The sequence below is a fragment of the Paenibacillus sp. FSL H3-0286 genome (assembly GCF_045040705.1).
Taxonomy (GTDB): Bacteria; Bacillota; Bacilli; order Paenibacillales; family Paenibacillaceae; genus Paenibacillus_AQ; species Paenibacillus_AQ odorifer.
In genome coordinates this window covers 6,320,662-6,335,683 of record NZ_CP150285.1, presented here as the reverse complement: position 1 = coordinate 6,335,683, position 15,022 = coordinate 6,320,662, and the positions used below count along the sequence as shown (strand labels likewise).

Below are 15,022 nucleotides of genomic sequence, written 5' to 3'. Positions count from 1 at the left end.
AATTCTACATATGTAGTATCAACAAGGCGTGCCCTAAATCATTACACCTATAAAGATCACGGGTTAAATTGCAATCAATTTCAAGCTAATGGAAAGTTAGCTTTACATACACACTTCAATGTGTTATTCTTACGGAAAGTTAACTTTCCATAATTGCTTCAGGAGGTAAGATATTGAAAAACAGGCTTGAAGAGATTAGAAAAGAAAAAGGCATTAAACAAGAAGAACTAGCGGATAAATTGGAAGTATCCAGGCAAACGATTGGTTCACTTGAAAATGGCCGGTATAACCCATCCATCATTCTTGCATTTAAGATTGCGCGATTTTTTGAAATGAGTATTGAAGATATTTTCATTTACGAGGAGGAGCTGGGTAATGAAAACGGCAAGTAAATGGGTGCTCTTAACAATTGCAGGTGCTATTATGGTTTATATGGGTGGATTTATTTTAACTGACGAGAAGCTAAAAGGAATTTCCGGTTTGCTCATTGGTGTGGGTTCAGTCCTTGCAGTGCTTGGAGTAGGAAATATGGTGTATTCGTTATGGCTTAATAAGCCCCAGAACAAAATAAAGAATGATGAGAAAGTTAGAATGAGTAAAATTGAGGCTAATGATGAACGGAAAATAAGAATAAGAGAAAAAGCGGGTTGGAAAACTAATATTGTTAACTTTTACATCCTAATGGCTCTAACTGTTGTATTTAGTTTAATGGGAGTAGATCAAACTATAGTCACTGTGTTATGTGGTGTTTTTGTTTTTCAAATCTCCTTAGGAATCTTCCTGTTTAATTATTATGCTAAGAGAATGTAATTGGAATGACGTAACATCAATTAGAATATTCGAAAATATTTTGTTAGGAGAGAATGACATGGAAGTATTTGCAGAATATTTAGCGCAGATTGATAACCTGCAACATCGGGAAAGAATGGAAGAGGTTTTAGCTTGGGTAGCTGGAAAATTTACTGATTTAAAGCCAAAAGTTGCGTGGAATCAGCCTATGTTTACCGATCACGATACTTTTATTATTGGTTTTAGTGTATCCAAACATCATTTGGCGGTTGCCCCTGAAATTGCAGGAATTAATCGTTTTTCTGATGAAATTGTGCAGGCAGGTTATGATCACACCAAGCAGTTGTTACGCATCCGGTGGGAAAGTCCAGTTGATTTCTCATTACTTGAAAAAATGATCGAGTTTAATATTTTGGATAAGGCAGACTGTTCAACTTTTTGGAGGAAATAAAACATATTATTTAGCGTTCAATTCATTTTTAGCAAATTTATAAGTGGAAGCACCAGAGGACAAGTCACTTTTAATATGTGATTTGTCTTTTTTATTAGAATTCTCAGCACGAAATATTCAATATTTTGGAAGGTGGATGGAATGTTGAAAGCGAATTTATACACGTTAGTTCAACCTGTTATGCGGAGCAGGCAGACAATCCGAGGAGACTACGACCCGGTGCTGGAACGCCTTAAGCCACTAGTATTCCTGAACGCGGAAACGTTTAAGAGGTCAGGGTATTGCTGCGATTCTAGATGTCAGAAGAAAATGTATTACGCATTTGCAACTGCAAGTGTCGTAAACGCAACCTCAATCATATAGCATAGACTCTATTGTTTTTCTATAATTAAGGCAAGATATAGCAAAGGAGAGCAAGCAAATGTCTTTCAGTGAAAAATTGTTGCAACTTAGAAAAGAAAAAGGTTATTCCCAGGAAGTGCTGGCCGAAAAACTGTGCACAACCAGACAGGCAGTCAGCAAGTGGGAAAACGGACAGGGGTTCCCCGAAACCGAAAAATTGCTAATGATTGGAAACCTGTTCGAGGTGTCCATTGATTATTTGCTAAAGGAGGGCGAGGTAAAGGGCGGCGTTGAAGAGCGTGGGTATTATGTCAGCCAAGAGATGGCGGAAGGGTATTTGATTCATCAGCGAAAGTCATCCAATCGCATTGCGACAGGTGTGTGCCTTCTAATTATGTCTTTTTTGCCGTATTTGATGCTTCGGAAGGAACAAGTCATTTATTCTTTTCTTATTATCATTTTGTTGGCGGCAGCGGGTGTCGTTGTTCTTGTGTCCGCCATACTGAAAGACGAGGAAAGGTACCATGTGCTGGATAAAGAGGCTCTTATGCTGGATCAAGGTTATGTGAAGCAATTAACAGAACGTTTGAATAGATTGAAGAGTAGGTACGCAACTGTGATCATTGTGGGTGCTGGCATGTTGGCGGTAGGTGGAATGGGCTTTTTGCTAGAGAGAAAGGGGATCTCCAAAGGCGTGTTAATCCCTTATTATCCTATTTGCGTCATTTTGATTGCTATAGGCACATATGTAATTATTAGAACATCTACTTTGTTGTCCTCCTATAGTCTGCTGATCTACAATGAGAAGCATATTAATCGAAGGAATGACGGCTTTTGGAGTAAAATAAAAAAGAAGTTGGCAGAATAATAAGTTAGGCTCTTAAATCAATGTATAATATTTGACAGATGTCTATTGTTAACAATATGTAACGAATCCTGATTAAGAAAGCAAATAAGTTAAGGAATATTATGTAATGGGGAACTTTAGTTCAATGAAACAGCGACAGTTTAGGACTTTATTTTCTCGTCCATTGCTGTCGCTGTTTCAATTTCTAGGGTCAGTTTAAAACTTATTTTATGAAGTCAGACGGTATAATAATTAGAAGAGCAGCGTGGAATGGAGAGCCTATAAGACGCTAAAGAGTTTGATGATACTAAATTCATACAACAAGATTAATCTATGAGGCTATTGCGGAGATAATAAACAATCCAAGGAGAGGAACCTATGAACAAATTAAAGGTAATCATAGTTCCGTTATTCTTAATCTTTTTATTTGGATGTAGTAAGGAGCAAATTAGCGATAATTCAAAAAAAGAATATAGCAAAGCTGAACAATTTATTACCGATATGGGCTATCTGATCATTAGTAATGAAGGAATTGTTTCTGAATATTTATTAGATAAAAAACTGCTGACGGAAATGCCATACATACAATATTGGAGTGTTCAAAGTGTTGATCCAGTCGATTATATAGGCAAGGAAATAACTACAAGTAAGTTCATCGTTAAAAATCACCCCTTAGATAATAAGAAGGATAATACAAAAAAACAAACCCTGATTTTTCTGCTAGAAGCAGACGATCAAGTGATAGGAGGCTATAGTTTTCCTGATTTCGATGAATTACATATGGGCTGGGTTTATACCATTGATGGGAATACACTCGAAGAATTGACCGGAGAAGCTTTCCCGAAATGGTCTAAGGAGTGGAATTTAAGATATAAATAATGGCTGGGGAGTATTTATAAAGGAGCAGATATGAAAAAACTAATCCTAGTACTTGTAGCTGTGGTTATTATTTCGAATGCGATATGGAGTTATTTATATTTCAATAAAGAGGTCGAAACAAATTTAAACACTGGTGTTCAAGTATATACACTTAAGGGTACAGGGGATACATGGGATGTTTTAGATTACAAAATAATAATTTCATCTAATAAAATTTTACGGGGACATGGGAAGTTAGTGTTCAAGGGAGACCCAAGCGCTTTAGTGAATAGTAGCTATTATAAGTATGAAGTCAATGAAAAAAACAATAATAATAAGGATGAAACAGTTCTTGTAAATGAAGCTAGGTCAACGGATGGACCCGTTTCAATATTAAGTAACACTGATATCGCGTCTATAACAGGTCCGTATTCGTATGACGAATTAAATAAAAATAGACAAAATTATGAAAATACCACTTTATCTATTACATGGAATGATAATGAAGGGGAGATTCATTCCGAAACAATAAGTTTAGATATTGAGAGTGAAATTTCTCTTAAGGATGATCTTTAAGGGTGATAAATCCAAGAGACTAAGATTGAATCTCAACGGACTGAAGGAAGATCCTCTACGCCCCAAAAGCCTGCCGGTACTTCACAGGAGACATGCCTTCAAACCTTCTGAACACTTTAATGAAATAGCTGGACTGGGCAAAACCGGACTGAGTCGCAACCTGAGCAATGGAGAGTCCTGTGGACACCAGTAAAAGCTTGGCTTTAGCCAGCCGACAATCGGTTAAATAACGGTTAGGTGTTTTACCCATAACCACCCGGAACAGCCTTAGAAAATGATAGCTGCTGTACCCGGTCAATCTTGCCATCGATTCCAGAGACCAAGGGCTGGCACATTCGACATGGATGATATCTGCAGCACTGCGGATGGACTGCCTAACCTCGTGCGGTACTGAACCGTGAAGCGGCTCGGAGTTCTGCAGCAATTTTACTAGAAGCTCATACAGCAGAGCAGATAGTCTTGGCTCACTACGGATCACGTAGGAAGCGCTTAGTATATACATTTCCTCGAATAGTTCGTCCAGCTTAGCATCCAAATCAAAAGTGAACAGGTATGCACGAGACTGGTCCACTTCTTCTAATAAGGGAAGGACAATTTCAGTGTTAAAATGAACCCAGCGGACATCCCAAGGCTCGCCTGGGTCAGAGCCGTATTGCTGATAAGCCCCTTTGGGGTACAGAAAACCTCGTCCTCTACTCATCGGAATACGTTCGCCCTCATGGAATACATAACCCTCCCCACCAAAGATCAAATGCAGGTTATAACTCCCCAGAAACCCTTCGCTTCTTCTCTCTGTATGTTGTGGAAAGTGAGTGTAATGTCCCAAAAATTCAGGATAACAGACATATTTTGAAAAAGCCGGTGTCGGCAAATACCATTGTTTCTTCATGTTTGGCAGCACCCATTTCTGTAGCGCAACAGAGCGCAAGTTGGATTAAGGCAATGAACGCAAGATTGTTATATGATAGCAATATTTTGTTATATAAGACCTCTTATCATTGATACTACAATAGAATTATATAATATTGAAAGCATATTTTTAATACTTTGGAGGTAATGATGAAGAAACCTGTCGCAACTGAAAAATTCGAGCTTGGCGTCTGTTATTATCCGGAGCACTGGCCAGAAAACATGTGGGAGGACGATTATCGCCGGATGCGTGAACTCGGCTTTACGATCATTCGGATGGGGGAGTTTGCTTGGTCTATTTTTGAACCGGCAGAAGGGCAGTTTCAGTTCGGGCTCTTTGATCGGGCGATTGATCTAGCACATAAATATGGTCTTCAGGTTGTACTTGGTACTCCGACGGCGACGCCTCCAGCTTGGTTGACTGATAAGTATCCCGAAGTTTTAAATGTAACCTACGAAGGTGTTACACTTCAGCATGGCATGCGCCGTCATTATAATTACAGCAGTCCTAAATACCGGGAACTGTGTGCGCGTATTGCAGAACAAATGGCTGAACATTACGGCAATCATCCGGGTGTAGTTGGCTGGCAAATTGATAATGAGCTCAACTGTGAGATCAGTGAATTTTATTCGGAGAGTGACCATAAGGCTTTCCGGGAATGGCTACAGCAGAAATATGTTACACTTGAGCATTTGAACGAGGCTTGGGGAGCTGTTTTTTGGAATCAAAGCTATAGTGACTGGTCTCAGGTCTATCTTCCACGTCCGACTCCAGTACCGAAGCAACCCAATCCTCATCAGGCATTGGATGAAAAACGGTTTATTTCGGACAATACAATTTCTTTTGCCAAAAACCAAGCGGATATCATCCGTAAACTTGCCCCTAAGCAGTGGGTAACCACGAACGGTCTGTTCGGGCATCTCGATAGCCATGAAATGACGGATGAACTGCTGGATTTCTTCAGTTATGATTCCTATCCTCAGTTCTCTACTATTTTTTATGACCCGAATGAGCAGAATCCGCTGAATGATAGAGGCTGGGGATTGTCGTTATCTGTTGTTCGTTCGATATCCCCGAATTTCTGCATTATGGAGCAGCAGTCGGGCCCGGGTGGCTGGGTGAACCGGATGGATATGCCTTCTCCAAAGCCCGGGCAGATGCGGTTATGGACTTATCAGTCGATCGCTCATGGAGCAGATATGGTGTTATATTTCCGCTGGCGGACAGCTACGATGGGCAATGAAATTTATTGGCATGGAATCAATGACTATCATAATCAGCCTAACCGGAGAGTACGGGAAGCGGGGCAGATCGGTCAGGAGCTGGCAGCAGCAGGTCATGCGTTTGTCGGTACTCGTAATCAGGCTAACATTGCTATTGTTCGTGATTATGACAATGAGTGGGATGGAGAATACGATGTTTGGCATGGCCCGTTTATGTGGAAGAGCAATAAGGAGTGGTACAAGGCGCTTCAGCGGAAGCATATCCCGAATGACGTACTCTATTTACGCAAAAAAACAACGCTGGAGGAGCTTGCAAGGTACGACGTGCTTATCTATCCTCACCCAGCGATTATGACAGATGAGACAGCAGCACTGCTGGATGAATATGTTCAGCAAGGCGGCAAACTGATCTTCGGCTGTAGAACTGGCTATAAGGATGAGCGCGGTCAATGTTATATGCGTCCTTTCCCAGGTGCTGCTAAGGATCTATGCGGGATCACAGTTGAAGAATTCACAATGGTTAAGGGCAGTCGTCAGCCAACAACAATTAGCTGGTCGGGCGTGACCGAAGTCGTTACAGGAGCAGATGACTTTAATGATATTCTCAAAATAGAGGAAGCTTCGGTTGAAGTGATGGCGGTTTACGCCTCTGATTATTATGCGGGAAAACCGGCGGTAACTAAAAATCGTCGCGGCAAGGGTGAGGTTTGGTATTACGGAGCCGTATTTAATGAACAGGCAGCGGCTGAGATCATAAATTTAATTGATCTACAATCGCCAGCAGATTGGCTGGAGCTCCCAGAAGAGGTAGAGCTGCAAGTCCGTACCGGAGCTTCTTCCAGTTATGCTTTTTTGCTTAATTATAGTGAGACTCCTGTCACGATCCATCTTCGTGAGACCAAAACAGATTTACTGAGCGGCACAACATTGTCGGGCGAGGTGCTTCTGGAAGGATTTGGGGTATTGGTGTTAAACTAACGTATACATTGATCTCACATTTGAGTAGATTTGGATAATTCTCTCTTTTCGGTTATACTTTGAAGTAGCAATTATATAGTCACGGGAGCTTGGTGGGACCAGGCTGAGAGGATAGTTATAACTATCGACCGTCAAACCTGATCTGGATAATGCCAGCGGAGGAAATGGAGCTCTATTTCTATTTGTCTACTCTAAGGCCGCATCTTATACAGATGTGGCCTTTTCTATGTGTGGGGAGTAGACCGTCTCCGCTTGATCAAATCACCTTATAGGAGGAATTGAGATGACAAGCGAATTGAACAACGATCCAATCAATCTATCAGCTTTTCCAGCAAGTCAAAAAGTGTATGTAAAGGGTTCACGGTCTGATATTCAGGTGCCTATGCGGGAGATCTCACTTAGTCCAACTGCGGGCATAGACGGCGAAGAGGAGAATGCCCCAATTCATGTTTATGACACAAGCGGGGCTTACACGGATGCTAATATTCATACTGATATTCGTCAGGGGTTAGAGCCCAATCGTCTAAGCTGGATTGAGGAACGAGGGGATGCAGAAGCGTACGAAGGAAGAACCGTGAAGCCTGAAGATAACGGAAATGCAACGGGAAAAGCTGTGGCGGAAGTGTTTCCAGCGCTCCATAGAAAACCTTTGCGAGCGAAAAAGGGGCGTAATGTCTCTCAAATGCATTATGCACGCAAAGGGATTATTACTTCGGAAATGGAATACGTTGCGATTCGTGAGAATGTGGCACCGGAATTTGTAAGAGATGAAGTAGCCCGCGGCCGCGCCATCATTCCAGCGAATATCAATCATCCAGAGAGTGAACCAATGATTATTGGACGCAATTTTTTAGTGAAGATCAATGCCAATATAGGAAATTCCGCAGTATCCTCATCCATAGAGGAAGAGGTAGAGAAGATGAGATGGGCCACCCGCTGGGGTGCAGATAATATAATGGATCTCTCAACAGGTAAAAACATTCATACGACACGCGAGTGGATCATCCGTAATTCTCCTGTTCCTATTGGAACGGTGCCTATCTATCAAGCGTTGGAAAAAGTGAATGGGAAAGCGGAAGATTTAACGTGGGAAGTATACCGTGATACGCTCATTGAGCAAGCGGAGCAAGGGGTTGATTATTTTACCATTCATGCGGGGGTTCTGCTTCGTTATATCCCGTTGACTGCACAACGTATGACAGGCATTGTTTCAAGAGGTGGCTCCATCATGGCGGCATGGTGTCTTGCGCATCATCAAGAGAACTTTTTATATACACATTTTGAAGAGATATGTGAAATCATGAAGCTGTACGATGTTTCTTTTTCCCTAGGCGATGGATTACGTCCGGGTTCGATTGCTGATGCGAATGATGAAGCACAATTTGCCGAGTTAGAGACGTTAGGTGAATTAACAGCTATAGCTTGGAGTCATGATGTACAGGTAATGGTAGAGGGTCCAGGACATGTGCCGATGCACTTGATTAAAGAGAATATGGATAAGCAACTTGAAACCTGTAACGAAGCCCCTTTTTATACATTAGGTCCACTGACTACAGATATTGCGCCTGGTTATGATCATATTACCTCTGCTATAGGTGCAGCGATGATTGGTTGGTTCGGTACAGCTATGTTATGTTACGTAACTCCGAAGGAACATCTTGGCCTGCCTAATAAGGAAGATGTACGTATAGGGGTCATTACTTATAAAATAGCGGCTCATGCCGCAGATTTGGCGAAAGGGCATAAAGGAGCACAAGACCGGGATAATGCTCTTTCGAAAGCCCGTTTTGAATTTCGTTGGCGTGATCAATTTCATTTATCGTTAGATCCTGAGCGAGCGCTCGAATATCATGATGAGACATTGCCTGCGGAAGGCGCTAAAACAGCTCATTTCTGTTCCATGTGCGGGCCGAAATTTTGCAGTATGAAGATCTCTCATAATATCCGGAATACGACGAGAATTGAATCAGGAATGCAAGAGAAGGCGCAAGAGTTTCTCCAAGGCGGGAGCCTCATTTATAGATAACTTTTTCTGCTAAAAAGAAATATCTAAAAGAAGTCGTCATTGGCGGCTTCTTCTTTTATACTTTGAATAGATAGGAGTTGATGAAATGGAAGCGATTCGTTCAGAGGAAGCCATTTTAGAGGATTTAAGTAATAGTTTCTATCATTTTTTTGGATTGAAAGTCCTTCATGCTACCCCAATAAAACGTGGCTGGTTAAATCTTAAATGGAAAATCATAACGGATTCAGGACCATTTCTACTTAAACAATACAACAAAAAAAGATATAAATTGTATAACCCAGAAGAGCTGAACTTTGCTTTTTCTCAACAGAAAAGACTGTATCTACAGGGGCTCCCATGTCCCGAATTGTTGGCTTATAACCATAAAGTTTTATTGGAATCAGATATGGGAGAGACGTTTATGGTTATGGAATATTGTGAAGGGCGTGTCATAGAGCCGGGCAAAATTAACATCCTTCAAATGTTTGATTTGGGTCGTGCCACAGGTAAAATGCATCGTTTATTAAATGATGGGACCCTTAGTTTGAAAAGAACCCCACAATTTATTCCCCAAAGCCCTGAGGAACGTTTAGAACATTGGAATGTACTCCTACAACAATCAAAGGAAATGGGCAAAACTTCACTCATCACTGACCTAGAGATACAACTGAGAGCGACTGAAGAAATAGATCCGGAAATATTCGAAGGACTTGTAGCTGGATGGGCACATCGTGATTTATGGGTTGATAATCTTTTATTTCAAGATAGCCAATTGTCTGCAATTCTAGATTTTGATCGGTTCAAATATGATTATCCGCAGCTTGATGTAGCGCGAGCAGTGATGTCATGTGCTTTAGATGAAGATTTAGATGGAGCACTAGCTTCAGCATTTATTGACGGATATCGTGAGGAACGAACGGTGGAGCAGGGGTATTTAACAAAATCATTGCAGTTGTTGTGGTATATGGAAAGCCCGTGGTGGATTAATGCCGCGATGGACAAACATAGTGTACCTCCAAAACGTTTTGCAAAAGAAATGAATTGGCTGGCTAAGAACCTGAACAATTTACCTGCTATCTTAGGGAACTTATAGTGAAAACGATTGAATTATAGCCTAAAAGATGCATTGACCAGCAAAAGTTTGGCGCCTATAATCTTAACAAGGAAAATCCATCAGATATAGAGCTGTTTGTAAACGCATACAATGAGTTTTTTCCTTATTAATCATTGAAGGAGGAGATCAAACCTATCAAGTATTTCTTTTTTTTTCATTTTTGCAAACGTTTGCACCCCACGATGGCGCTTAAAATCGTAAGCTGCACTTAAAATTATGAGGAGGTTATTTACTTGGTATCCAAACAATCCAGGCGTTATATTTCGTGGTTAATTATTTTTTCACTCATTTTTAGTTTATTTGGTTTATCGGGTGGAGCATCGGCCAGCAATACGGATCATACAGTCACCTATACCAATCCTACAGCGGCAGCTGTGACCTTACATTGGACTACGAATAACTGGGCTAATACTACGGACACGGTGATGACCAAAAATGGAACCACGTTCATCGCCAACCTCAACGTTCAGGAAGGCGCCACCCTAATTTATTGTTATCACATCACGGCTCCAACGGATAGTTGGGACAATAACGGCGGGAAGAACTGGACGGTTGTTATTCCGGTCGCCGGGAAATACGAAGCAGAGAGTGCATCCCTGTCTGGTGGTGCAAAAGTAAATACGAATCACACCGGATATTCGGGCACTGGTTTTGTTGATGGATATACAACTACAGGAGCAGCCACCACTTTTAACGTCCAGGCTTCCGCAGCAGGGTCCTATAATGCCACGCTTCACTATGCTAATGCATCCGGCAGTGCTAAAAAAGTGTCCATTTATGTCAATGGAATAAAGGTTACACAGACAACATTAGCCAACCTGACCAACTGGGATACATGGGCAGACCAAACAGAAACACTCTCTTTACAGGCAGGAAATAACACGCTTGCTTATAAATATGACTCGGATGATAGCGGGAATATTAATATCGACTATGTGACCCTTTCGGCCGGAGCTACACCAACACCAACGATAACTCCTACCCCAACAGTGACACCAACACCTACGGTAACTCCTACCCCAACAGTGACGCCAACACCTACGGTAACTCCTACACCTACGGTAACTCCTACACCAACAGTGACGCCAACACCTACCATAACACCCACACCAACGCCAACGCCAACAGTGACGCCAACACCTACACCTACTTCAGCGGGGCTAACCGTTCACTTTAAGAAACCAGCAAGCTGGAATGCAGCGATCCGCATCCATTACTGGAATCTGAATCCGGCAACCGTTCCGACTAGTGGAGCATGGCCGGGAATACTGATGAAATCGGACGGGAACGATTGGTATAGCTATACTGTTCCAAATGCTACAGGGGCAAGCCTGATCTTTAATGACGGCAATGGCAAACAGACGGCTGACTTATCTCGCAGCGTAAAAGAGGGCTGGTATAACTCAGATAACGTATGGTATGACGCCAATCCAGACGTTCCTAAGGTTCCGGTGATATCCGTCTCGCCTGTGCCCAAAACCTATGATTCTGCCCAAACGGTGACCCTATCCAGTACAAATAGCGGCGATAAAATTTATTATACGACCGACGGATCAACACCTACGACAACCTCAACGTTGTATACGACTCCAATCCAAGTACCTTCTTCTTTGACTATCAAAACATTCGGCGTTAACTCTATAGGGCAAGCGGGTAATGTAGGCTCTTTTGCTTATGTGATTGATCTGAATGCCGATTTGCAAGCTCCGATTATCACTGCGAATCTGCCTGTTGGGAATTCGAGCTCAGCGGTTTCCATATCTTTTAATATAAAAGACAACAAGGCGGCAACGACCACAGCATATTACACAGATAATGGTACGGAACCAACAACGAGTTCAAAAGTCTATATTTCAGGCAATGCACTGACATCTCTTACCGGACCGTCTATCTTGATTAACAAGACGACAACCTTAAAATTCCTTGTGATCGATGGTGCCGGAAATGAAACTAAACAGAGTTTTGTTTATAACATTGGTAATAAGGGCGATTTTCGTGAAGATACGATTTATTTTGTAATCACTTCCCGGTTTTATGACGGTGATCCGAGTAACAACGAACATGCATGGGAGGATGCCAAGGCAGGAAATCCGGACTCTGATCCAGCTTGGCGAGGGGATTTTAAAGGACTGATTCAAAAGCTCGATTACATTAAAGCACTAGGCTTCAGTGCCATCTGGATTACACCTGTGGTGCAGAATGCCAGCGGTTATGATTATCATGGGTACCATGCAATAAATTTTGCAAAAGTAGATCCAAGATATGAATCCGCAGGGGCATCTTATCAGGATTTGATCAATGCAGCACACGCTAGAGGGATAAAGGTTATTCAAGATATTGTCGTCAATCATACCGGTAATTTTGGAGAAGAAAATCTGTTCCCGATGTTCAAAAAAGATCCAACGGCGGCGGACACCGTGAGTAACATGCTCAAAATTACGGATAAGCTGCCAGCTAACTATGATTCCATGACCCCGGATCAGCAATATCAGGCAAGACTTGCCTTAATGAAGACTGCGGAGACTAACAATAATATTTACCATACGGAAAAAAGTCTTTCTTGGGAGTCTTACACCGTCCAGACAGGACAGATTGCGGGAGACTGTGTGGACTTAAACACAGAGAATCCTCTAGTGAATCAGTATCTAATCGACAGCTATAATCAATATATTGATATGGGTGTGGATGCTTTCCGGGTCGATACTGTAAAGCATGTAAGCCGGTATATTTTTAACAAATATTTTGTGCCGGCATGGAAAACAAGAGGGGGCTCAGACTTCTTTGTCTTTGGGGAAGTGGCTACTCGGTACAGAGATGTGTGGAACAGTGGAATTCCGGCGATATCAACACCATTTTATACTTGGAAAAGCTCAAAACCCTATCCAGGTGACGGTCAAAATGACTACGCTTCCAACAAGCTATCGGTGGAACAAGAGTGGGCAGATAACTCTACTACAGCAGGACAACCTACCTCGAACAATGCTTTTTTAACAGGAAATACTTATCATACGCCTGATTATTCGAAGAAATCGGGTATGGATGTTATTGATTTTCCAATGCACTGGGCTTTCAAAACTGCTCAGGAAGCATTCAGTATGAGAAGCGGTGATCAATTCTATAATGATGCTACCTGGAATGTAACTTATATTGACTCTCATGACTATGCACCTGACCAAGCACCAGAAAATCAAAGATTTGCTGGCACACAGGACACTTGGGCTGAGAATCTCGCGCTGATGTTCACCTTCCGAGGAATACCTGCGATCTATTATGGTTCTGAAATTGAGTTCAAAAAAGGATCAGTCATCGATGTAGGTCCAAATGCGCCGTTAAGTACAACAGGCCGTGCTTACTTTGGCGATCATATTGAGGGTAGTGTTACTGTTCAAGATTACGGTAAATATACCAATGCTACTGGCACACTTGCAGACTCGTTAAATTATCCTCTGGCGAAACATATCAGACAACTTAATTTAATTAGAAGAGCTGTTCCTGCTTTGCAAAAAGGCCAATATTCTACAGAAAATGTATCAGGTGATTTGGCATTTAAAAGAAGATACACTGATAGTAGCAAAGGAATCGATAGCTTTGCTTTGGTTACGATCTCAGGAAATGCAACATTCACCGGAATTCCTAACGGAACATATGTGGATGCGGTCACTGGTGATACCAAAACCGTTACCAACGGTGTGATCACAATCAACTGCTCCGGGAAAGGAAATGCACGGGTGTATGTATTGAACGGTAGTGGTGGAATCGGAGAGTCAGGAACCTATCTGAAGTAGAACCTTGTATCCATTTCATAGTTAAAAAGAAGCAACATCAGCTCGGATTCCGCAACTGATGTTGCTTCAATTTCATATATGTGGAGAGATATTATGCATACTATAGACGTCGATTTAGTAGCAAGATTAATAAATGAACAATTTCCTGAATGGTCCGATTTAGAGATCAGACCTGTGAAATTCAGTGGGCATGATAATCGGACTTTTCATTTAGGTGAACAGATGAGTGTGCGATTACCAAGTGCAGTCGCTTATGTTCCTCAAGTGGAGAAAGAACAACAATGGTTACCTTTTTTAAAGAAAGGACTGACGTTACCTATTTCAACACCATTAGCGAAAGGGACACCTACCAAAGAATATCCCTGGCCTTGGTCTATTAATAATTGGCTAAAGGGAGAGACTTTATCCCATGAGAACATTAATGATCTCAATCAATTTGCGAGAGACTTGGGAAGCTTTTTAATTGAATTACAGTCTATTGATGCTAGTGGGGGACCTTTAGCCGGAGAGCATAATTTTTATAGAGGTGGGTCCTTAACTGTATATGATGAGGAATCTAGAAATGCGATTGAGCATAATAAAGATATTTTTAATGAAGGTCTATTGAAAAAGATCTGGGAACTGGCATTAGACTCTGAATGGGAGTCAGAACCAGTTTGGGTTCATGGTGATGTCGCACCTGGAAATATATTAGTCAAAGACGGACAGCTTTGTGCAGTCATTGATTTTGGCATATTAGGGGTGGGTGATCCTGCTTGTGATGCTGCAATGGCGTGGACTTTTTTTGATCAGGCTAGTAGAAGGATCTTTAAAAAGGTATTAAACATGGATGCACAAACGTGGAATAGAGCAAGAGGGTGGGCTTTATGGAAAGCACTGATCACCTATAATGGAAATCGATATTATTCTAACCCAACAGTAGCGGAAGAATCCTTGAATATTATCAATCTAATAGTAGAAGACATCGAATTGTAGAAATTGAACTACATAAAACATGTAAACTAAACCATAATAGTCAATAAGCACGAATGAGCATCAGTCAGATGATAAAGTGTTGTATTTAAATCCGAAAGAAAGGAATTTGTATGAACATTTAGCGACTGACAACGATTATCATATTAGAATTATTATAAATAACTTGACA

General features: G+C 41.5%; 12 protein-coding genes and 1 riboswitch. Of the genes, 11 read left to right on the top strand and 1 reads right to left on the bottom strand.

The genetic code is table 11. From position 1 onward, the window contains the following. The first annotated feature begins 173 nt into the window (after positions 1 to 173). From MHB37_RS28190 to MHB37_RS28165, 6 genes are all read left to right on the top strand, one after another. The gene (locus MHB37_RS28190) at positions 174 to 392 is read left to right on the top strand and encodes a helix-turn-helix transcriptional regulator (RefSeq protein WP_036681352.1); all 219 of its coding nucleotides are present in this window, start codon (positions 174 to 176) and stop codon (positions 390 to 392) included. Beyond that, positions 376 to 810 (top strand): hypothetical protein, encoded by a 435-nt coding sequence (locus MHB37_RS28185; protein ID WP_341171116.1) that lies wholly within the window; start codon positions 376 to 378, stop codon positions 808 to 810. Before MHB37_RS28190 ends, MHB37_RS28185 begins: the two co-directional genes overlap by 17 nt. Positions 811 to 868: 58 nt before the next feature. Further along, positions 869 to 1,240, top strand: coding sequence for an iron chaperone (locus tag MHB37_RS28180; RefSeq protein ID WP_341171117.1), 372 nt, complete (start codon positions 869 to 871; stop codon positions 1,238 to 1,240). A 421-nt stretch (positions 1,241 to 1,661) separates the two neighbouring features. Continuing rightward, the gene (locus MHB37_RS28175; RefSeq protein WP_248549682.1) at positions 1,662 to 2,450 is read left to right on the top strand and encodes a helix-turn-helix domain-containing protein; all 789 of its coding nucleotides are present in this window, start codon (positions 1,662 to 1,664) and stop codon (positions 2,448 to 2,450) included. Positions 2,451 to 2,807: 357 nt separating this feature from the next. Beyond that, a complete protein-coding gene (locus MHB37_RS28170; RefSeq protein WP_405168746.1) occupies positions 2,808 to 3,308 on the top strand; it encodes a hypothetical protein in 501 nt (166 codons plus the stop codon). 30 nt (positions 3,309 to 3,338) lie between these two features. Continuing rightward, entirely contained in the window at positions 3,339 to 3,863 is a 525-nt protein-coding gene (locus MHB37_RS28165; protein WP_076303171.1) for a hypothetical protein, read from the top strand. A 55-nt stretch (positions 3,864 to 3,918) separates the two neighbouring features. On the opposite strand, the gene MHB37_RS28160 is transcribed toward MHB37_RS28165, so the two are convergent. After that, positions 3,919 to 4,752 carry an AraC family transcriptional regulator gene (locus MHB37_RS28160; protein ID WP_076303172.1) on the bottom strand — a complete coding sequence of 278 codons (834 nt, stop codon included), beginning with the start codon at positions 4,750 to 4,752 and terminating at the stop codon, positions 3,919 to 3,921. Between the two features lie 170 nt (positions 4,753 to 4,922). Between MHB37_RS28160 and MHB37_RS28155 the strand changes: the two genes are divergently transcribed. From MHB37_RS28155 to MHB37_RS28135, 5 genes are all read left to right on the top strand, one after another. Further along, positions 4,923 to 6,974, top strand: coding sequence for a beta-galactosidase (locus MHB37_RS28155; RefSeq protein WP_405169628.1), 2,052 nt, complete (start codon positions 4,923 to 4,925; stop codon positions 6,972 to 6,974). A 71-nt stretch (positions 6,975 to 7,045) separates the two neighbouring features. Further along, a riboswitch (TPP riboswitch) is annotated at positions 7,046 to 7,154 on the top strand. Positions 7,155 to 7,257: 103 nt separating this feature from the next. Further along, positions 7,258 to 9,000, top strand: a complete 1,743-nt coding sequence (gene thiC, locus MHB37_RS28150) for a phosphomethylpyrimidine synthase ThiC (RefSeq protein ID WP_076282691.1) — start codon at positions 7,258 to 7,260, stop codon at positions 8,998 to 9,000. A gap of 85 nt (positions 9,001 to 9,085) precedes the next feature. Then, positions 9,086 to 10,072, top strand: a complete 987-nt coding sequence (locus MHB37_RS28145; protein ID WP_339169894.1) for a phosphotransferase — start codon at positions 9,086 to 9,088, stop codon at positions 10,070 to 10,072. Between the two features lie 254 nt (positions 10,073 to 10,326). Next, on the top strand, positions 10,327 to 13,878 hold the full coding sequence (locus MHB37_RS28140; protein ID WP_405168745.1) for an alpha-amylase family glycosyl hydrolase: 3,552 nt from the start codon (positions 10,327 to 10,329) through the stop codon (positions 13,876 to 13,878). A 93-nt stretch (positions 13,879 to 13,971) separates the two neighbouring features. Next, a complete protein-coding gene (locus tag MHB37_RS28135) occupies positions 13,972 to 14,853 on the top strand; it encodes an aminoglycoside phosphotransferase family protein (protein ID WP_405168744.1) in 882 nt (293 codons plus the stop codon). Positions 14,854 to 15,022: the final 169 nt, after the last annotated feature.